The sequence below is a fragment of the Protofrankia sp. Cas8 genome, assembly GCF_963555845.1.
GTDB lineage: Bacteria > Actinomycetota > Actinomycetes > Frankiales > Frankiaceae > Protofrankia.
In genome coordinates this window covers 1-19,661 of the sequence record NZ_CAUVXI010000094.1, presented here as the reverse complement: position 1 = coordinate 19,661, position 19,661 = coordinate 1, and the positions used below count along the sequence as shown (strand labels likewise).

The following is a 19,661-nucleotide window of genomic DNA, read 5'->3' as shown; positions in this document are numbered from 1 at the left end:
TGTTGCAGGTACATGGCGCGAATGGCGCCTGTAGAGATCGTCGATGACCGGCAATCCGCACGAGACGCACACCTGTTGGGTTGTTCGTTGTTGTGGTGTCCTCTGTCGCATAACGCCCACATCAGTCAGTCTGAGTGCTCTACCTGTCGCACAGATGGACTTCGATCTCCCCATCGCGACGAGACAGTCGCACTGCGGGACAGAACGAGTCCACATCGACGCGACCTGTTGCTGGCCCGTGGTGGAGGTGAGCGCGACGAGCGACGTGACGATCTCTGACGATGACTGGGGCAGTCTGCTCCACGATCTGCGGGGCCTGTTGAACCCCGTGTGGCTGCCGGATGTGCTGGCGGCGCTGTCGGCGGGACCGCGCCCGTACACCGGCCTGTTGCAGAGCATCCGCACCGCTGGCACGCCGCGCAGCCGGCGCTGGCCGCGACCGATCATCCGCGACGCGGTGTTGTACCGGACGCTGCGGTGGATGGAGCAGCGTGGGTTGGTCGCGCACACGCGGGAACGCCAGTTCCCGTTCTCCGCCTCCTACCGGCTCACTGCGGCGGTGCAGGAGCTCCTGGCCCTGTCCATACCGCTGGCGGAATGGGCCGCGCGCCATGAGGACCTGCTGGAGTTGGACCGGCGGGCACGGGCCCAGGCCCGCATCCGCCGGACGAACACGCCGGCGTGAGGGTGCCTGACTGGGTCACGCTGAGCGGACGTCGCGCGGGTCCGGCTGCTGGAGCGCGCGGAACACGGCGACGACATCCGGGCTCGGTTGCTGATCGATGTCGTCGAGGCAGGCGACCAGCAGGGCGCACGCGTGGGTATGACGGCCCGCCGGCAGACTGCCTGTCATGACCAGCCCCGCTACCCAGCCGGACACGAGCCCACGCGTGGAAGCCGGCTCGGGCCGGTGGCTGACCCGTGGGGTCGCGGGCATCGGCACCGCGAGCCTGCTCGCCGACGTCGGCCACGAGATCCCCACCGCGCTGCTGCCGAGCCTGCTCACCGTCACTCTCGGTGCGCCGGCCGCCGCCCTCGGGCTGATCGAAGGGGTCTCCGACGGGCTCGCCGGCACCGCCCGCCTGGTCGGCGGCGCGCTCGCCGACGACCCGCACCGCCGTCGGCGGGTCGCGGTCGGCGGCTACATCAGCACCGCCGCACTCGGCGCGCTGACTGGAGCGGCGACCGCGGTCTGGCAGGTCGGGGTGCTGCGCGCCGGCGCCTGGGCGGCCCGCGGCCTGCGAGTGCCAGCCCGCAACGCCCTGCTTGCCGATGTCGTCGCCCCGACCGTCTACGGACGTGCCTACGGCTTCGAGCGGATGATGGACAACCTCGGCGCGATCTTCGGGCCGCTGCTCGCGCTCGGTCTGGTCGCCGCGATCGGTGTCCGCGCCGCGATCGGCCTGTCCGTGATCCCCGGGCTGCTCGCCGCCGCCGCGATCGTCTACGCCATTCACCACGCCCCGAAAGCCGAGCCCCGCCCATGGGTGCCGCTGCGTGTCCGCGTCCGCCCGGTGCTCGCGGCGGGGCTCGGCCCGCTGATGGCCGCGGTCGCCGCGTTCGAGGTCGGTAACGTCGCCGCCACCCTGCTCATCCTGCGCGCTACCGACCTGCTGCGCCCCGGCCACGGCCAAGAGCGCGCTACCCAGCTCGCGCTGGCGCTCTACATCCTCTACAACATCGCAGCGACTCTCGCGTCGCTGCCCGCCGGACGGCTCGCGGACCGGCTCGGCCCGCACGGCGCCATCCGCGTCCTCACCGCCGGTGTCGGCCTGTTCGCCGCCGCCTACGCCGGCTTCGCCTTCGCCGGTGCCAACGTGGCGTTCCTCGCGTTGCCGTTCGCCGCGGCGGGCCTGGCGATCGGCTGCGTCGAAACCGCCCAGCACACCGCCGTCGCAAGCCTCGCCCCGCCCGACATCCGCGGCTCCGCGTTCGGCCTGCTCGCCACCGTCCAGGCTGCCGGCAACGTCGCCGCCAGTGCCATCGCCGGCGCGATATGGACCGCCGTCTCCGCCCCGGCTGCGTTCGGATACCTGGCCGGCTGGATGCTGCTCGCGCTCGGCGGGCTGGGATACGCCGGGCGCAGCCCAGGCGTGGGTTCGCCAACCCGCGCTCGCACCTGAGCGTGTCACGCGCCACCACCGCTTCGGTTCGTCTCCGCGGGCGCTTCGATATTGATGAACCCGAGCGCTTCTGGTGCCCGCCGTTCGACCGGGCCGGCCGCGTCGGCGTGGACCCCGATGTGCAGGCCGGGGACGACGCTGGCGGGCGGACCGAAGATCTGGACGAGCTCGTCGACCCGGCTTGGAGACGGTCCTGCCCGGGCACGAGCTGCCCGCAGGAGCGGCGTGGGGTACGCCGTCCGCGCACGGCGTACCCCGCATTCGGTTCAGTGCCCCACGCGCCGGGGGGCCGCCGCGCGGAGGAGACGATCAGAGGTTCTGGTTGATCACGCCGAGGTACTCGCCCAGCTGGTATTCGACGTCCAGGCCCTTGTCGGCGGCCAGCGCGCCGAGCGCCATCGCCCGGGGCAGGAGCGCCGGGCGGGTCAGCGAGTCCACGAACACGCCGTAGGAGGCGATCAGGTCGGCGTCCGGCGGCAGGGTGGCCCGGCCGACCATCGCCTTGGCGGTGGCCAGGGCCTGCCGGTCGAAGGAGGCGAGGCGGGCGACCGTCGCGTCGACGAAGGCGTCGAGTTCCGCGTCCGGCAGGGTCCGGGTGACCCATCCCCAGCGCTCGGCCAGGTCGGCGTCATAGTCGGCGCTGCCGAGGATGGCCTCGAGCGCCCGGTCGCGGCCGATGGCGCGGGGGAGCCGCTCGGCGCCACCGCCGCCGGGGACGATGCCGACACCGACCTCGGGCTGGCCGAAGATCGCCTTTTCCCGACTGGCGTACCGCAGGTCGCAGGCGAGGGCCAGTTCGTTGCCGGCGCCGCGGGTGCGGCCCCGGATGGCCGCGATGCTGACGTACGCGGCCTTGCTCAACCGCAGGACCAGGTCGGTCCAGACTGGCGCGTCGTCCTCGTGCTCGGGCACGGGCAGGTTGCCGGCCTCGGCGCCGTCGAAGTGGTTGAAGAAGAAGTCGGGGACCTCGCTGGAGAAGACGACGACCTGGATGTCGGGGTCGTTGTCGAGGTCGCGGACGATCCGGTGCAGCGCCACCACGGTCTCGGAAACCACCAGGTTCATCGGCGGATTCGCGAACGTGATCGTGGCGGTCCGCGGTGTCGTGCGCTCGAGGCGGATCGTGCTGGGCTGGCTCATCGGATGACTCATCTCGTGGTAGTTGTTTCGATGGGAGCGGGCAAGCGGCCCGCCGCACATGCCTCAGAGCCGGACGACCATCTTTCCGACGTTCTCGCCGCGCATCATCGCGAGGAACGCGTCCAGGGTGTTCTCCAGGCCGTCGACGACGGTCTCGCGGAAGTGCAGCTTGCCCGTGGCTCGCCCCATCGCCGGTCTTCGGCGCCGAGCAGCGTCAGGGCGCTCCGGATGCCCTGCTCGAGGACCACGTCGGCGAGTCGGCGATCGGCCAGGGCGCGGGAGAGTTGCAGCGTCCCGACCATCAGGGCGTAGATGCTGAGCGCCTGCGCGCGCACCGACTGTGGATCGTCGGGTGCCACCCGGGCGGCGACGTCGTCGATGACGGCCAGCATGCCCTCGGTGTACGCGCGCCGGGCGGCATCCGCGCTGCGGGCGATCTCGTCGAGCATGGCGGCGGACGGGCAGCCGTCCTCGGGGCTGTCGCGATGGCGGATCGAGAGGTATTCCCGCAGGAACTGTTTGGCTCCGGCGTGGCCGGGTGCCGCCGCGCTCAGGCCCTCGCGCTGCTCGCGGAGCTGGTCGGCGACCGCGGCGACGACCAGGTCGTCCTTGGAGTCGAAGCGGGCGTAGAACGCGCCGTTGGTCAGTCCCGCGTCGGCCATGAGCGCGGCGATCCCCGAGCCGTCGATGCCGTCGGTCTTGAACCGGCACCCGGCCGCCTCGATGATCCGCCGCCGCGTCATCTGCTTGCGCTCTCTCCCGTCTCGCACCACACACTCCTTCACCCGCCGGCGACCCGCGTCGACCACCCCCCGATCAGATTGAGAGTACGGCCATAATTTAATTTCGCCCAGGGGCTTGCTCCTGGCCGTTCTCTCACTCTATGGTCGTATGAGTGTAATCGCATTGCTCGTTCATCGTCGCCGCCGGCCGCGTACCCGAAGTCGACCAGGCGATCCAGCAGATGGCCCGCCGCGTGTCTGCGAAACAACCCCGTACAGCGGCGTACTCGTCACTCAGCGTCCGACTGAGCGCCCTGACTCCCGGAGAACGACATGACTCAGCTCGTCGACCAGACCGTCCTCGTGACCGGTGCGAACCGCGGCATGGGCCGGGAGTTCGTGCGTCAGCTCCTCGACCGCGGGGTCGCGAAGGTCTATGCCGCCGCCCGCGACCCGCAGACGATCGTCGCCGACGACCCGCGCGTGGTGCCGCTGCAGCTCGACGTCACCGACGCCGGCTCGGTGGCCCGCGCCGCCGAGACCGCGCAGGATGTGAGCGTCGTGGTGAACAACGCCGGCATCGCCCGCGGCGTTTCGGTCCTGGACGCCGACACCGCCACCCTGCGCGGCGAACTGGAGACGAACCTGTTCGGCACGCTCGCCGTGTCCTCGGCCTTCGCCGACCGCCTGGCGCAGCGTTCCGGCATCGTGATCAACATGGCCTCGGTGGCGTCCTGGCTCCCCACGGGCGGCACCTACGGGGTATCCAAGGCGGCCGTGTGGAGCGCCACCGACGCCATGCGCCTGGAACTCGGACCCCGGGGCGTGCAGGTCGTCGGAGTCCACGTCGGGTACGTCGACACCGACATGGTCGCCAGCATCGACGCCGCCAAGTCGGATCCCGCCGACGTGGTCCGCCAAGTCCTCGACGGTGTCGAGAAGGGCGACGTGGAGATCCTGGCCGACGAGTTCACCCGCGCGGTCCGCGCCGGCCTGCACCAGCCGATCGGAACCCGACTCGCCCAGCTCCTGCCCTAATTAGCGGTCAGCACAGCCGGAGCAGGTCCGACCGGCGGCGAAACCGCGCCACCTGCTGGCCGGCGCCAGCCGCCTGCACTGGTCACGGCACCGGTCCGGCGGCTGCGGGCGAACGCCGTAAACACCGAGCACGTCACCGGTCCGCTCCTGGTGAAAGCCAAGGCGAGTGCTCATCCCTGAGACGAGATTTGCGACGACGCCGCGCTGACCGAAAAGCAATCTTTGCACTGCTGTGAGCAGCGCAAACCAGAGACGGAGACAATGATGAAGGCATTTGTGGTCGAGCGCTACGGGGGCGCCGACACCGTACGCGCCGGTGATGTGCCGGATCCGCAGGTAGGCGATCACGACGTCCTCGTCCGGATTCACGCGGCAAGCGTCAACCCGCTCGATCTCAAGATCCGCAACGGGGACCTCAAGGTGATCCTGCCGCACCGGGCGCCGTTCGTCCTCGGCAACGACCTCGCCGGCACGGTCGTCGCGGTCGGTGCCCGCGTCACGCGCTTCGCCGTCGGCGACGAGGTCTACGCACACCCGGACCAGAACCGGACGGGCACGTTCGCCGAACTCATCGCCATCCACCAGGACGACGTCGCCACCAAACCGACCACGCTCACCATGGAGGAGGCCGCCTCCATCCCCCTGGTCGGACTGACCGCCTGGCAGGCTCTGGTCGAACTCGCCGACCTGCGACCCGGCCAGAAGATCCTCATCCACGCCGGCGCCGGCGGCGTCGGCACCATCGCCATCCAACTGGCGAAACACCTGGGCGCGAGCGTGGCCACGACCGCGAGCGCGACGAAGACCGACCTGGTGAAGGACCTCGGCGCGGATGTCGTCATCGACTACCAGAAGCAGGCGTTCGAGACGAACCTGCACGACTACGACGTCGTCCTCGACACCGTCGGCGGCGAAACCCTCGACAGGTCCCTGCAGGTGCTCAAGCCCGGCGGGACAGTCATCAGCGTCGCCGGGCCACCCGACCCCACCTACGCCAGGGAACTGGGCGCCAATCCCGTCATCCGGCTGGCAATCGCCGCGTTGAGCTTCCGGATCCGCCGGCGTGCCCGGCGACACCAGGTGACGTACTCGTTCCTGTTCGTGAAGGCCAGCGGTGACCAACTGCGCGAACTCACCGCCCTCATCGACGCCGGGATCATCCGGCCGGTCGTGGACCGCGTCTTCGACTTCGAACAGACCCGCGAAGCCCTGGCCCACCTTGAGCAAGGACGCACCCGGGCCGGCAAGGTCGTCGTCCGCATGAAATGACGCCCCTGCCGCCCAGGCCGCCGGGCCGGCACGCCCCTGCGCACAGAATGCGTCGCCGTTTCACGCGGAGCGTGACCCGCACGAGTGCCTGAGACCGTCGACCACAGCCGACTCACCGGAGGATCACATGGATAACTCGCAGCCCGCAGGACACATTGCCGTTGAAGGCCACACCGGGGTACTTGTCGCTCGTATCGACGGAGGCCCGCATGCGTTGTTTGATGCCACGATCGCCAAACAATTGAAAGAACTGGTTGATCGCGCAGACCGCGATCCGGACATCCACGCGGTCGTCTTCACTGGCACGCATCCTGATCGCTTCTTGAGTCATTCTGACGTTCGCTGGCTACAAAAAGGTGGCACTGGATTCCCGCCCATCAATACACGCCTCGCCGGGCTTGTCGCGCGTACGGCGAGACTCATAAATAGATTGCCAATTGTCAGAACGCTCGCGGGGATGACCCGGCTCAAGACACTTTTGCAGCTCGATAGCTTCCACGCGACCTTCCTGAAGATGAATGCAAGCGGCACCATCTTCATTGCGGCACTCAATGGTTCGGCACTTGCCGTCGGCGCGGAATTGGCATGGGCATGTGATCTGCGTATCATGGCAGACGGGGACTTTGCCATCGGCTTAACAGAAGTCCTGCTCGCACTTACGCCGGGTGGCGGAGGCTCTCAACGATTGCCTCGTCTAATTGGTACCCAGCAAACGTTAGTTGCTGTTCTCGAAGGCAGGCCATTTACACCAGCAGAGGCGCTCTCGCTCGGTGCAGTCGACGAAGTGGTGCCACAGAAAGAGGTACTCGCGCGTTCGATAGAGCGCGCAGAATACCTGAGCCTACGATCAAAGAAATCTCTCGGAGCAATTAAGCGATCCATATACTTTGGCAGCTCTCTGTCGCTCGAACGCGGCTTGCAGCTTGAGCACGCTGAGTTCCTAGTTAGGGATCAATCAAAGGAAGCTCAGCGGCGGATGCTTGAATATATTGCCACCACGGACGCCACTGGCGAGCTCCCTCTGTTGGATCGGGAGACGTACGCACGGGCACTCAGCGCCGGTCGTATCGGAGGTAGTTCAAGCGAGTAGATTGAGCCCATTTGGTGGCTTCTTCTTGATCAGCAGTTCATCGCCTCGCGCGGGCCGTTGCTGAATCCGTCGGTGTCGAAATGGGCCAACAGCGCCTCTCGCAACGCATCCATGGTGCGGGCAAGGCGGGCCAGCTCGGGGATGGCGGCGTCAGGGCAGTGCACCAGCCAGCGGTACGGCCGCTGCTCGGCGTCGTCTCGGTCGCGGGCCCGGCAGATCAGCCGCAGGTCTTGGGCGGCGATTGTTGAGCGTTTCTGAAAATGCCGACGGGCTGGGGTCGACGCGTCGTGGTACGTGCCGACGGGTGGAACCGGTCGCCGTGAGATCGTCCGTGTTGGTCGGCGGCGGCACCGTGGAAGGACAGCTTGTTGGTGAGGGTGAAGAACAGCTGGTACCACCCGCGACCTCTTACGGGCAGCGGGTGGCCGGCTGGCGGTTAGCGGTCGTTGGAGGTCCAGCGGACGGGTTCGTTGAGTAGGTGGGGGTAGTGCCGGCGGGCGTAGCGGCGGAACTCGCCCATGTGCTCGTCCGCTTCGTCGGCTGCGCCGCGGATGTCGCGGTCCTGGAGCGCGTCGACGATCCGCTGGTGGGCGTCGGCGATGCGGGCCCGGGTGCGCGCGGGGTATTCGACCTCGGTGCTGGTGTTCGCGGTCATCCGTTCCAGTGTTTCGGCGATGACCAGCAGGACGGTGTTGCCGCAGGCTCGGGCGAGCTGGGCGTGGAAGGCGTCGTTCTGGGGGTAGAACACGGCGTCGTCGGTGAGGTTGGCCCGCATCGTGTCGATGGTCTGTTGCAGGCCGGCGAGGTCGTCGGGCGTCGCGTGTTCGGCGGCCATTGCCGTGACCGCCGTTTCGATGATTTCCCTGGTGACCGCGACCTCGTCGAGTGTCGCTCCGAGGAACTGCAGGATCAGGGTCATCGCGCCGACGAGGTCGTCGGGGCGGGGGCGGCGAACCTGGGGCCCGCCTCCCGGTCCTGGTTTGATCCGGATGACGCCCTGGGTTTCCAGCAGGCGCAACGCCTCCCGGATCGTTGTCCGGCCTACCCCGAATTCCTCGGCCATGAGCCGTTCGTTCGGCAGCGTGGCGCCTTCGGTGAGTGACTGGTCGACGATCCGGTCACCGATGGCCCGCGCCGTCACCTCCGCGATTTTCGGCTTGCGGCCGGCTTCGACCGCTTTCCCGCCGGCTGCGCCTTCATTCGCTGTGCGTCCACCCGCTGTGCGCTCACCCGCGGTGCTCTGACTCACGGTGCTCACTTTCATGGTTTCCTTGCCGATGGTGTTACCGGCCATGACTGCCTCACCGGTGGTATTTCTACCTGCGGTTTCACGGTTGGCGTCCCCACAGCCTGAGCAGCGCGTTGCGGCGTTCGGCCCGGTCGAGGCCGCGGAGGTCAGCCGCCCCCTGCTCGGTCACCACGACGTCGACGTCGTGGGCCGGCGTGCTCGTCGGCCGGCTGAGCCGGTCGACCAGGGTGTACCTCCTGGCATGCCGGGTCGGGACGGCGATCACGGATAGCCCGTCGGAACGGGCCGCGCCGGCGGCGAAGTCGGGGTGCCCGCCGATGCCGCCGAGAGTTGATGCCGCGGTGCCTTCCACGTTGACCTGCGCGTCGAGATCCACTTCGAGAGCCGTGTTGACAGCGATTAACGGTATCCCGGTGGACAGCCGGTGGGCGTCATGGGTGACCTCGACGGGGTGCAGGATCGGGCGCTGGTCGGCCCAGGCGTAGAGCCGACGGCTGCCGGCCAGGTAGGCACCCATCGGGTTGGCCATCGAGCTGCCCGCCAGGAGCCCGCGTTCAGCGAGGTCCACCACCCCGTCGAGGATGAGCCCCGTGTCGAGGTACACAGGCACCCGCAGCGCGTCCAGGGTGGCGGCGCCGAGCGGCCCGGGTCCGACCTGCACCCGTGCACCGCTGGGAATCAACGTCACGACATGCCGCGCGATCGCCGCGTGTTCCGGACCGATCCGCGCGGGCGGGATCTCCAGCGGCGGCTGGTTGGCGCGGGCGACGACGACCACCTGGTCAGCCGGTAGCGGTGGGCCCGCGTCGGCCCGTGGTAGCGCGTCGTTGACGACGGCCGCGACGACGGTGCCGGCGCCGACGGCGGCCCGCATCCAGGACACCTCGCTACCGAACGCGAAACCGCCTGGTACCTCGACGAGCGCGGCGACGAGCACATCGGGGCGCAGCGGGCCGCGGACCAATGCCGGAGTCGCGCCCAAGGCGACGGGCAGGTAGCGCACATGGCCGGTGTCGATCGCGCGGCGCAACCCCCAGCCACCCATCAGCGCCCGGACCTCGGCGAACGCGGTGAGATCAAGCCCGGGGTCGGCGGCCGGCACCCAGCCCAGCAGCAGCGATACGTCGCCGTACCCGCGGGCGAGCGCGCTCAGCTCGGCGGATACGGCACGGGGGGCGCCGACGCCGTCGGCGATCGCGATCCGGGAGCCGGCGCGGATGAGGTCCCGCAGCGCGGCGGTCCCGGCGTCAGCCACTGTCGGCGACTCCTTGGTCAGCCACTGTCGGTGGACAGCAGCGTGACGGCTGACACCGCCGTCGGCCCACCGATGTTGTGCGCGAGTGCCACCCTTGCCCGGTCGATCTGGTTCGCCGCCTCGCCGCGAAGCTGTTCGACCAGCTCCACGCACTGGGCGACGCCGGTGGCGCCCGGTGGGTGGCCCTTGGCCTTGAGGCCTCCGCTCGGGTTGACCGGGATGCGGCCCTGCAGCGTCGTCGCGCCGGAGGAGACCAGCTCGGCCGCGCCGAACCGGTCGCAGAACCCGAGGTCCTCATAGCTGATCAGTTCTACCGCGGAGAAGCAGTCGTGGACCTCGGCGACGTCGACGTCGGCGGGGGAGAGGCCGGCCATCGTGAAGGCCTGCTTCGCCGCCTTCACCGTTGCCGGGAAGGTCGTCATGTCCCGCTTGTGCTGGTGCATGATCCTGTCTAGGCCGAGCCCGACCCCGCGCACCCAGACCGGGTGCGCGGTGTAGCGGTCGGCGACGTCCTCGCCGGCGATGACCAGGGCGGCCGCACCGTCGCTCTGCGGGGTGCAGTCGTACAGCCCGAACGGGGCGACGATCATCGGCGCGGCCAGGACCTGCTCCATCGTGATCTCGAAGCGCAGATGCGCCTTCGGGTTGGTCACGGCGTTGTGGTGGTTCTTCACCGCGACCATGGCCATGTGTTCCCGGGTCGCCGGGGATTCGTACAGGTAACGGGCCGCGTGCAGGGCGAAGTTGGCCGGCGCGACCAGGCCGAGCGGGTAGTCCCAGGCCATGTCGCGGGTCATCGCCATCCAGTCCCAGAAGGTGGCGCGGGCCGAGGTTTCGCGCACCTTGTCGCCGCCGACGACGAGCGCGACGTCGACATGCCCGCTGGCGACGGCGAAGAACGCGTTGCGCAGCGCGTCGTTGCCGGTCGCGCAGGCGTTCTCGATCCGGGTCACAGGGATGTCGAGCAGGCCGCAGGAATCGGCCAGTACCCCGGAGGGGAAGCCGTCGGTGGTCGACAGTTCGCCGAACCACGCGGCGTCGATCGCCGTCCGGTCGAGCCCACGGTCGACGCTCGCCAGCGCCTCCGTCACCGCGAGCGGGAGGAGATCTTTGATACCCAGGTCGAAGTGCTCCCCGAACGGAGTCATCCCTGCCCCGACGATCGCTACCTTTCTCATCCCTGGACCCCCCTGGAGACCGGACCGGCGCTCGATGTGAACGTGAGTGTTGCGGGCACCGGCAAGGGCACAGATGTCTCCGCGGCCGCCGGCTCTGGTTCGGGTTCGGGTTCGGGTGTGGGCTTGGACGGGGCGAACGCGTACCCGTAGTCCGGCACTCCGCTTCGGATCGCGACGCGACGGAGCAGCACGCGGCCGCGGTCACCGATCGCGACCGCTCCAGGTTCGGCGTCGGTGACGTGGGTCAGCAACCGGACGCCGCTATCGCCCAGCTCGACCAGAGCCAGGCTGTAGGGGGTGGCCAGCCCGGGGACCGGAACGTTGATCGTCACCGCCGAGTAGACGGTTGCCTCCCGTGGCAGCGCCACCAGCTCAGGGGAACCCTCCATGCCGCATTCCAGGCACCGTGACCGGGGTGGCAGGGACAACGTCCCGCACGTGCCGCACCGGCCGGCGCGGAGCCGGACCTTGGCGTCGAAAGCCCGCTCGTAGGCCGGCAACGAGATCGCGATCTGGGCCTCGGAGGACATCCGCCGGACCGGCAGGGCGCGCGGCGCGGGCGCGTGGACCGCGAGCGCGGTCCGGGTCGGAGCCGGGGCCTGGGCCGCGGTCTGAGTCTGGGTCTGGGTCTGGGGCGCGGCGGTGGCTGCCGTCGCCGTTGCCGGCGCGGGTTCGACGGCCGCGGCCACGAGCGTCGCCTGCTCCACCGCGAGGAGCGGCCCGGCTTCGGCCTGGCCGATCACGCCGGCCAGCGCAAAGAACACCGCGCTGGCCCCGGTAGTCGGCGCCGGAGTACTGCCCGCCCCACCCGCCGTCACGGCTTTCGCCTCGTTGCCGGTCAGTCCGGCGACGGCGATCGGCCTGCCCGGCAACGCAAGCCGGGCGAGGTTCGCGTGCAGCCCGCGGTCACGCAGCAACCGGGCGTCGGCGTAGTCCGACACCCGGCCGTGATCGTCCCGGACGAGGACGGGCAGGCTGCGGTCACAGCGGGCGAGCGGCCGCAACGCCGTGCCCGCGTCGCCGACCAGGGCCGCCCCGGCTCCAGCCCCGGCCGCGCCGGCGACGTCGACCCCGATGACGAGCGTGCCCGGCTGGGCGCCGGTCACCGCGTCGAGCGCGGCCGGCGCACCGCCGAGGATCTGGACCGCCGGCACGCTGTCCGGCAGATCCAGCCCCGCCAGCAGCACGGCGGTGCTCCCGCCCTCCAGCAACGGCACATCCCGAGTGACCAGAACCACTCGTTCGACCAGGTCGGCCCAGCCGGCCTCACCTGCCGTGTCAGCCGCGCCGGCGCTGTCGGTGGGGCCGGCCCGGTCAACCCCGCAGGCCTGCCCGGTGGCGACGGCCGCGGCCAGGGCAGCGCGGCCGGCGGCCACCGCGAGGGTCACCGCGTCCTCGTCCGGGCCGCCCAGCCGGATCTGGACGGTTCCCCACGCTGGCAGATGGGTCGCCAGAGCCCGCAGATGGACCGTCACGCCGTCACCTCTCTTCACGAGCGCCGCCGGTTGCATTTCCACCGCCCACTCTGACCCGAAACGGGCTGCGGAGAGTGCGGGTGCGGGGCTGGGGATGGGTCTATCGGGATAGGAAGCGCGAGACGGCTTCGTGGTGCTCGTCGGTGTCGAAGGAGTGGTATTCGGCCGCCAGCGCGTACTCCAGGACGCCGTCCACGGCCCGGCGCAGGTGCATGTTGACCGCGCGCTTCGTGCTCTGCAGCGCCTGCGGCGGCTGCTGCGCGAGGCGGTGGGCCAGTTCGAGGGCGGTGGCCAGGGTCGTCTCGGCCGGGGTGACGCGGTTGGCGATGCCCAGCTGGAGTGCGGTCTCGGCGGTGATGCGATCGCCGGTGAACAGGTACTCCTTAGCCCGCGGCAGGCTCATTACCGTCGGCCAGGTGGGCGCCCCACCGTCGCCGGCGGTCAGCCCGACCGAGACGTGCGGGTCCGACAGGTAGGCCTGCTCCGACATCACGATCAGGTCGCAGAGGACCGCGAGGCTGCAGCCCAGCCCGATCGCCGGCCCGTTGACCGCGCCGATCACCGGCAGCGGGCACTCGATCAGCTCGAGGACGACCGTCCGCGCCTCGTCGAGCAGCCGGCGCCGCTGCTCCCGGTCCTTCGCGATGACCCGAAACAGCTCCATGTCCCCGCCGGCGCTGAAGGCGCGCCCGGCTCCGGTGAACACGACCGCCCGCGCGTCAGGGTCGTCGGCCACGTGCCGCCACACCTTCGCGACGGCCGCGTGCAGGCTCGGGCTGAACGCGTTGAGCGCCTCGGGCCGGTTCATCGTCACGATGCGGACCGGACCGTCCTCCTCGATCAGCAGGTCCGGTGCGAACGGGTTGTCCATGTCTGGTCTCCCTCTCGTGGGGTGGTACGCCGCGGCGCGCGTCGCTCCCGCGTGGCCCCGCGCGACCCCGTCGACCTGGGCGGCAGGCCAACCAGGCCAGGCAGGGCAGGCTGGGGCAGGACAGTGGTGGTCATTGGTCGGTCAGACGCTCCCGCAACTCCACCTTGCGGATCTTGCCGGACGCCGTCATGGGCATCGCCTCGACGAAGAACCAGCGGCGAGGCACCTTGAAGGACGCCAACCGCGCCCGCCCGTGCGCCTCGAGTGACTCGCGGAGCTGCCCCTCCGCCGCCCCCTCACCGGACGCCCCGGACGCCCCGGACGCGCTGGACGCGGCGGCCTGCGTGAGCTGGACGAAGGCGACTGGCACCTCACCCCAACGTTCGTCCGGTGCCCCGACCATCGCCACCGCCGCCACCGCCGGGTGTTCGGCCAGGACCGCCTCGATCTCGCCGGGGTAGAGGTTCTCGCCGCCGCGGATGATCACGTCCCGGGCTCGGCCGTGGAAACTGACGTACCCGCGCTCGTCCATCGCGCCGAGGTCGCCGGTGTGCAGCCAGCCGTCCGAGTCGATCACCTCGGCGGTCGCCTCGGGTTGATGTAGGTACTCCGACATCCTGGTCCGGGTCCGTACGCAGATTTCGCCGATCTCATCCAGCTCGGCGGTTCCGGCGTCGCTGCCCTCGGAGCCCTCGTCGCCGTCGCCGCCACGCCGGGCGATCCGGACCGCTCTCCCGGGCAGCGGCCGGCCGAGGGTCGTCGCCTTGACCTCCACGCTGTCCGCCGCGGGGGTTTGCAGGATGGCGGGGGACTCGCTCTGGCCGTAGGACACGACGAACCGTGCGCCGAAGTCTGCTTCGATCCGGGCAACGGTGGACGCCGGCACAGCGGCACCGCCGCCGACCACGATCCGCAGATCTGTGAGCGCGCTGACGTCGAAACCGGGCAGGCGCTGTAGGTCGAAGAGCATGGTGGGCACGGCCGCGAGCACCGTCGCGTGGCTGCGCCGCAGCAGTTCGACGATTGCGCCGGGGTCGTAGTCCGGCAGCAGGCCCAGGGCCGAGCCGGTCGCCAGGCAACCGAGCAGACCGGTGATCGACGCCCCGACGTGGTGCAGGGGGACAGGAGCGACGAGAACGTCGTCCGGGCTGTGATCCCAGTCAGCGACCCAGGTGGCGGCTGCGTTGACCGCGCTGGCGTGACTGTGCAGGGCTCCCTTCGGCCGGCCGGTCGTGCCAGAGGTGTACTGCACGAGGAACGGGTCCTCGGGTCGAACCGTCGGGAGCGGCGGCCCAGGTGGCAACGGCGCCAGCGGCACGGGTGGCCCAGGTGGCCCAGGTGGCAGGGAGGTCGGCGCCACACTCGGTGGCGGCACCGGTGGCCCCTGGTTCGCCGGGCTCATGATCGTGCGCTGAAACCACAGCGAGAGATCGTCCACGGCGACTGGTACGGTGAGCGCCTCCGCCAGGATCCGGATGCGGGCCGCAACCGGCTGGCCGCGGAACGCCTCCACCGTGAGTACGAGGCCGGCCCCGGTCAACCGCAGGATGTGCTCGATCTCCGGGTCAGCCATGCTTGGGTTGATCGGCACGAGGACGACCCCGGCGAGTGCGGCAGCGTACTCCAGCACCACCCACTCGACCGAGTTGGGAGCGCACACCGCCACGAACCCGCCCGGAGGCAGCACGGCCGCCAGCCCCCGGGCACAGCGGGCCGCATCGACGTACAGCTCGCCATAGGTGACAACCCGCAGGTCACGGTGCTCCAGCCAGTACAGGGCCGGGCGGTTCGCAGAGGCTCGCGCTCGCCGGCCGAGCAGTTCGCCGACGGGTTCGTCGATCCAGGGTGTGCCGTCCCTGGCGGGCCAGCAGGCAGCCGGCCGGCCGGGTGTCGTAACCGGCGACTTCGGCGATTTCACTGTCACGGCTGTGGCGTACTCCGTTCGGGCTTCGGCGCTGCCCCCTGCCGGACAGGTGGCCCGGCAGGGCGATCAGGATGCGGCCAGGTCGGTGCCGCGATCTACCCCAGCGCCTTTTGAAGACCATCCGCGGATGACTATAACGATAGTTTTGCTGCGGTGCCCTGCCGATCCAGTCGGGTCCCGCCGGGGCCGAAGTCCCACCGGTTCGGCTGGACGCGGCTCTGCGGGGTCCGAACGGGCATGGCGGTCCGCCGCCGCACCCGCCAGGGTCGCCGGCGCACGCGCCGGTCTGCCAGGCGAACCACCTGGCTGGCACATCGCGGAGTCCCGGAGGCATCGTGGCGCTCGTCGTCGTCACGCGGGCACCCGCGTGACGACGACGCTAGGCCGGGGGGCTCGGGATTCGCGGGTCTCATTGGTTGCGTGCTTCCAAAACCATGTGTATAGATGTCTGAGCTTTACGTGAACGTGGCCGGAGCGGTTGACCTCGGCTCGGTCGGCGCTGGCTTTGTCGGTACGGCGACGGCCGGGTGGGAGCCGTCTGCTCTCTCGCCGCCAGTTAGGAGAGTTGTGACGGTGCCTGATGTGATCGCCGCTGACCCCGAGGCGGCCCTGGCGGGCGTACGGGACGGGTTCCACCGGTGGCTTCATGAGCGCCGCGCAGACCTGGAGCCCTTCCGCCGGGAACGGCCGGTGTCCCTGGAGGAGCAGCTCGCCGAACAGCGGCCGCTCCAGCGACTGCTGTTCGACGCGGGCTGGACGCGTCTGGGCTGGCCGGTGGCGCACGGCGGGCTCGGGGGATCGCGGCTGGCGCGGGCGGTCGTGATCGACGAGCTGGCGGCCGCCGGATATGTCGTGCCCGAGGTGCTCGGCAACACCGACATCGTCGGGTCGATGCTCGTCCGGTTCGCGCCCCGGCTCGCCACCGAGCACCTGGCCGCCGCCATCGCCGGGGACGAGGTCTGGTGCCAGGGGTTCTCCGAACCCGACGCGGGCAGCGACCTCGCGTCGCTGCGGACCCGGGCGGTGGCGGACGACGACCAGTTCCGGATCACCGGCCAGAAGACGTGGAGCTCGGACGGTCACGTCGCGACCGGGTGCGCGCTGCTGGCCCGGACGGGTCCTGCGGACAGCGGCTACCGGGGCCTGACGATGTTCTGGCTCGACCTCGCCACCCCGGGGGTGACGACCCGACCCATCGCGTGCGTCGACGGCCGGGCCGAAGTCGCCGAGATCTGGCTGGACGGCGCGGTGGTCGGCCGGGACCAGGTCGTCGGCGAGGTCGGCGGCGGCTGGCGGGTGGTCATGTACCTAATGCAGTTCGAGCGGGGCGCGTACGCCTGGCAGCGGCAGGCGGATCTGCGGGCCCGGCTCGAGGAACTCCTGACGCCCCGCGGTCCCGAGGCTCCAGCCCCGCCGCCGGCCGCCCCGGGGATCATCGGCGACGCCTTCCTGCGCTACTACGCGCTGCGGGCGAAGTGCCGGGGGACGCTCACCGCGCTCAGCGACGGCCAGGAACTCGGCCCGGAGATCTCCGTCGACAAAGTGATGCTGGGGATCGCCGAGCAGACCGTGGCCGACGCGGTGCGCAGCCTGCTGTGGCCGCCGTTCGTGACCGATGACGGCGACGACGCGGCGTTGTCGAGACGCCGGTGGTCCTACAGCCGCATCACCACGATCTACGGGGGGAGCGCCGAGGTGCAGCGGGATCTCATCGCCGAGCGGCTGCTCGGTCTCCCTCGGGGGCGATGATGGACGCCGACGAACTCGACCTGGTGCGTTCCTCCCTGTGCCGGGTGCTCCGGGGGACGGAGGCGGCGGCGCTTCCCACCGCGCTGCTGGAATCGGGCTGGGCGGACCTCGTCGATCCCGGTCTTGAACACGATGCCGATCCTGACATTGATCCTGGTGCCGGCGCTGGTGCCGGTTCCCGCACCAGCGCGGCGGCGGTGCTCGCGGTGCTCGCGGAGGAGAGCGGCCGCGGCCTCGTGCCCGGGCCAGCTCTCGATCTTGCGGTGCTGCACGCACTCGGCCTGCCCGCCGACGATGTGACCGCGGTGGTCCTGCCGCCGCTGCCGGCCCGTGGCCCCGCGGCGGCCGTCGCGGGCGTCCGGTTCGACGGGGGGCTGGTGGTGGACGGGTTCGTCCTGGCCGGCGCTGGACGGGCGAAGCGCCTGCTGGTCGCGACGGACGGCAGCGTTGTGGCGGTAGACCCGACCAGCGCGAGCGTGAGCGTCGTGCCGGTGGGTGGGCTCGACCCCGACCTCGGCCTGCTCGCGGTCCGGGGCACGGTCGCCGCCGGCGGGTGCAGCGTCGTCGCTGGCGGACCCAGGGTGGCCGCGGCTACGGCCATGGCCCGCCGCTTCCTGGCCGGCCAGCTCGTCGGGATCGCGGCGGCCATGCTGGAGGCGACGGTGACCTACGTTATCCAGCGCGAACAGTACGGCCGCCCGATCGGATCGTTCCAGGCGGTGAAGCATCGGCTGGCCGACGTCCACGTCGCGCGCTGCGCCGCCGAGGACGCGGTCGCGTTCGCCTGGGAGGACGGCGGTGAGCTCGCGGCCGTCGCGGCGAAGGCTCTCGCTGGCCGCGCCTTTCTCACCGCCGCCACCCACTGCCAGCAGGTACATGGAGCGATCGCCTTCACCGTCGAGCACGAGCTGCACCGCTACGTGCGCCGCGGGTACGTCCTGGACACGCTGTTCGGGAGCGCCGACGACCTCACCTGGGAGCTCGGCGAGCGTCTTCTGGCCAGCGGCACCGTCCCGCGCCTGCCGCCGCTGTGATCGGGCGGCGCGGCGCCGACACCGGGGGGCGGCGGCAGGGACGAGGGTCGGTAGGCCGCTCGGTCGGCAGAGGGGGCTGGTGTCGGTGCGATTCGACCCGGTGACAGTGACCGCGCAGGAAGTCGCGTTACGGTCCGAGATACGCGCGTTCGTCGCCGAGGAGATGGCCCGCCTGGGCATACGCGCGGGACTCGGTCTGGACAGCGAGCATTCGCCGGAGTTCAGCGCGGCGTTGGGCGCCCGGGGGTGGCTCGGCATGGGAGTACCTCCCGAGTACGGCGGCCAGGGCCGGGGGGCGGTGGACCGCTTCATCGTGGTGGAGGAACTTCTCGCCGTGGGCGCGCCGGTGATGGCCCACTGGGTGGCGGACCGGCAGACCGCGCAACAGATCCTCCGGTTCGGCACCGAGGAGCAGCGGCGGCGTTTCCTGCCGGAGATCTGCGCCGGGCGGTGTTTCTTCTCGATCGGCATGAGCGAGCCCGACTCCGGTTCCGATCTCGCCAGCGTCCGTACCACCGCCACCCGGGTGGACGGGGGCTGGCTGGTCAACGGCACCAAGATCTGGACGTCGACCGCGCACCTGAACCACTGGTTCGCGGTGCTCTGCCGGACCAGCCCGGCGGCCGGTGGTGACCGGCACTCCGGCCTCAGCCAGCTGCTGGTCGACCTACGCGCGCCGGGGGTGCAGGTCCGCCCGATCGAGTTGCTGAACGGTCGCCGTGACTTCAGTGAGGTCGTTCTCGTCGGCGTCGGAGTTCCCGACGACCTTGTCCTGGGCGCGGTCGGTGACGGCTGGAAACAGGTCACCTCGGAGCTCGGATTCGAGCGCTCGGGGCCCGACCGCTGGCTGTCCACTTTCCGTGTGCTCCGCGCGTTCGTCGGCGAACTCGACCCCGACCACCTCGACCCGCAGGACGCCGCCGCCGTGGGAGCGCTGGTGGCGCGGTGCTGGGGGATCCGCAACCTCTCGCTGTCGATCGCCCAGGCCATCGACGCCGGACGGGATCCGGCAGTGGAGGCGGCCGCCGTGAAGGATCTGGGTACCCGGTTCGAGCAGGACGTCGTAGAGACGTTGCGCTACCTGTCCGGCGCAGTCCTCTCACCGGACGACGGCTCGGCGTTCGAGCGGCTGCTGACCGAGGCGATGTTCGTCGCGCCGGGCTTCACCGTCCGCGGCGGCACGACCGAGATCATGCATTCGATCGTGGCGAAGGGCTTGTGATGGACGACCATCGGGAGCTACTCGAGGAGTCAGCCACCCAGATCTTCGCCGACCTCTGTCGGACCGAGGATCGGGCCGGAGCCGGCTGGCTCCCCGACCTCTGGCGTGCGCTGGCCGAGGCGGGCCTGCCGTGGGTGTCGGTGCCCGAGGAACGCGGTGGGTCCGGGGGCGGTGTCGGGGATGCCGCGGTGCTGCTCCGCGTCGCGGGGCGGTTCGCCGCGGCGGTGCCGCTGGCGGAGACCGGCATGCTCGGCGGCTGGCTGCTGGCGGCGGCCGGCCTGCCGATCCCCGACGCACCGCTCGCCGACGCGCGGTCGGCGGG

Annotated in this window: 19 protein-coding genes; 9 read left to right on the top strand and 10 right to left on the bottom strand. The window is 70.6% G+C overall.

All coding sequences use genetic code 11. The features are described 5' to 3' along the window. Positions 1–247: 247 nt before the first annotated feature. A complete protein-coding gene (locus U9977_RS14915; protein ID WP_322749858.1) occupies positions 248–685 on the top strand; it encodes a winged helix-turn-helix transcriptional regulator in 438 nt (145 codons plus the stop codon). 15 nt (positions 686–700) lie between these two features. On the opposite strand, the gene U9977_RS14910 is transcribed toward U9977_RS14915, so the two are convergent. After that, positions 701–853, bottom strand: coding sequence for a hypothetical protein (locus U9977_RS14910; RefSeq protein ID WP_322749857.1), 153 nt, complete (start codon positions 851–853; stop codon positions 701–703). On the opposite strand from U9977_RS14910, the gene U9977_RS14905 reads away from it, so the two are divergent. Then, a complete protein-coding gene (locus U9977_RS14905) occupies positions 852–2,123 on the top strand; it encodes an MFS transporter (protein ID WP_322749856.1) in 1,272 nt (423 codons plus the stop codon). The two genes, U9977_RS14910 and U9977_RS14905, sit on opposite strands and share 2 nt — an antisense overlap. A 309-nt stretch (positions 2,124–2,432) precedes the next feature. On the opposite strand, the gene U9977_RS14900 is transcribed toward U9977_RS14905, so the two are convergent. Together U9977_RS14900 and U9977_RS14895 are read right to left on the bottom strand one after the other, a co-directional pair. Beyond that, a complete protein-coding gene (locus tag U9977_RS14900; RefSeq protein ID WP_322749855.1) occupies positions 2,433–3,263 on the bottom strand; it encodes an enoyl-CoA hydratase/isomerase family protein in 831 nt (276 codons plus the stop codon). Between the two features lie 104 nt (positions 3,264–3,367). Next, entirely contained in the window at positions 3,368–4,036 is a 669-nt protein-coding gene (locus U9977_RS14895; RefSeq protein WP_416210620.1) for a TetR/AcrR family transcriptional regulator, read from the bottom strand. 282 nt (positions 4,037–4,318) lie between these two features. Between U9977_RS14895 and U9977_RS14890 the strand changes: the two genes are divergently transcribed. The 3 genes from U9977_RS14890 to U9977_RS14880 all read left to right on the top strand — a co-directional run bounded on the left by U9977_RS14890 (position 4,319) and on the right by U9977_RS14880 (position 7,382). After that, positions 4,319–5,023, top strand: coding sequence for an SDR family oxidoreductase (locus U9977_RS14890; protein ID WP_322749853.1), 705 nt, complete (start codon positions 4,319–4,321; stop codon positions 5,021–5,023). Positions 5,024–5,287: 264 nt separating this feature from the next. Continuing rightward, positions 5,288–6,292: an NADP-dependent oxidoreductase gene (locus U9977_RS14885; protein WP_322749852.1), complete on the top strand. Its 1,005-nt coding sequence runs from the start codon at positions 5,288–5,290 to the stop codon at positions 6,290–6,292. Between the two features lie 127 nt (positions 6,293–6,419). Beyond that, a complete protein-coding gene (locus U9977_RS14880; protein WP_322749851.1) occupies positions 6,420–7,382 on the top strand; it encodes an enoyl-CoA hydratase/isomerase family protein in 963 nt (320 codons plus the stop codon). 29 nt (positions 7,383–7,411) lie between these two features. Here U9977_RS14880 and U9977_RS14875 read toward each other — a convergent pair whose 3' ends face one another. The 7 genes from U9977_RS14875 to U9977_RS14845 form a co-directional block, all read right to left on the bottom strand. Then, positions 7,412–7,780 carry a transposase gene (locus U9977_RS14875; protein WP_322749850.1) on the bottom strand — a complete coding sequence of 123 codons (369 nt, stop codon included), beginning with the start codon at positions 7,778–7,780 and terminating at the stop codon, positions 7,412–7,414. 38 nt (positions 7,781–7,818) lie between these two features. After that, positions 7,819–8,640: a FadR/GntR family transcriptional regulator gene (locus U9977_RS14870; RefSeq protein WP_322749849.1), complete on the bottom strand. Its 822-nt coding sequence runs from the start codon at positions 8,638–8,640 to the stop codon at positions 7,819–7,821. A gap of 70 nt (positions 8,641–8,710) precedes the next feature. Continuing rightward, the gene (locus U9977_RS14865) at positions 8,711–9,886 is read right to left on the bottom strand and encodes an acetyl-CoA hydrolase/transferase C-terminal domain-containing protein (protein ID WP_322749848.1); all 1,176 of its coding nucleotides are present in this window, start codon (positions 9,884–9,886) and stop codon (positions 8,711–8,713) included. Positions 9,887–9,903: 17 nt separating this feature from the next. Beyond that, positions 9,904–11,064 (bottom strand): thiolase C-terminal domain-containing protein, encoded by a 1,161-nt coding sequence (locus U9977_RS14860; RefSeq protein WP_322749847.1) that lies wholly within the window; start codon positions 11,062–11,064, stop codon positions 9,904–9,906. Further along, a complete protein-coding gene (locus U9977_RS14855) occupies positions 11,061–12,539 on the bottom strand; it encodes a Zn-ribbon domain-containing OB-fold protein (protein WP_322749846.1) in 1,479 nt (492 codons plus the stop codon). Before U9977_RS14855 ends, U9977_RS14860 begins: the two co-directional genes overlap by 4 nt. 100 nt (positions 12,540–12,639) lie before the next feature. Further along, positions 12,640–13,410: an enoyl-CoA hydratase/isomerase family protein gene (locus tag U9977_RS14850; RefSeq protein WP_322749845.1), complete on the bottom strand. Its 771-nt coding sequence runs from the start codon at positions 13,408–13,410 to the stop codon at positions 12,640–12,642. 130 nt (positions 13,411–13,540) lie between these two features. After that, positions 13,541–15,334, bottom strand: coding sequence for a class I adenylate-forming enzyme family protein (locus U9977_RS14845; protein WP_322749844.1), 1,794 nt, complete (start codon positions 15,332–15,334; stop codon positions 13,541–13,543). 444 nt (positions 15,335–15,778) lie between these two features. Between U9977_RS14845 and U9977_RS14840 the strand changes: the two genes are divergently transcribed. The 4 genes from U9977_RS14840 to U9977_RS14825 form a co-directional block, all read left to right on the top strand. Continuing rightward, positions 15,779–17,083 (top strand): acyl-CoA dehydrogenase family protein, encoded by a 1,305-nt coding sequence (locus U9977_RS14840; protein ID WP_322749843.1) that lies wholly within the window; start codon positions 15,779–15,781, stop codon positions 17,081–17,083. Next, entirely contained in the window at positions 17,083–18,117 is a 1,035-nt protein-coding gene (locus U9977_RS14835; RefSeq protein ID WP_322749842.1) for an acyl-CoA dehydrogenase family protein, read from the top strand. Before U9977_RS14840 ends, U9977_RS14835 begins: the two co-directional genes overlap by 1 nt. A gap of 79 nt (positions 18,118–18,196) precedes the next feature. Further along, the gene (locus U9977_RS14830) at positions 18,197–19,339 is read left to right on the top strand and encodes an acyl-CoA dehydrogenase family protein (protein WP_322749841.1); all 1,143 of its coding nucleotides are present in this window, start codon (positions 18,197–18,199) and stop codon (positions 19,337–19,339) included. Next, positions 19,339–19,661 (top strand): acyl-CoA dehydrogenase family protein (locus U9977_RS14825; RefSeq protein WP_322749840.1); only part of this gene is annotated, 323 nt, incomplete at its 3' end. The genes U9977_RS14830 and U9977_RS14825, both read left to right, overlap by 1 nt.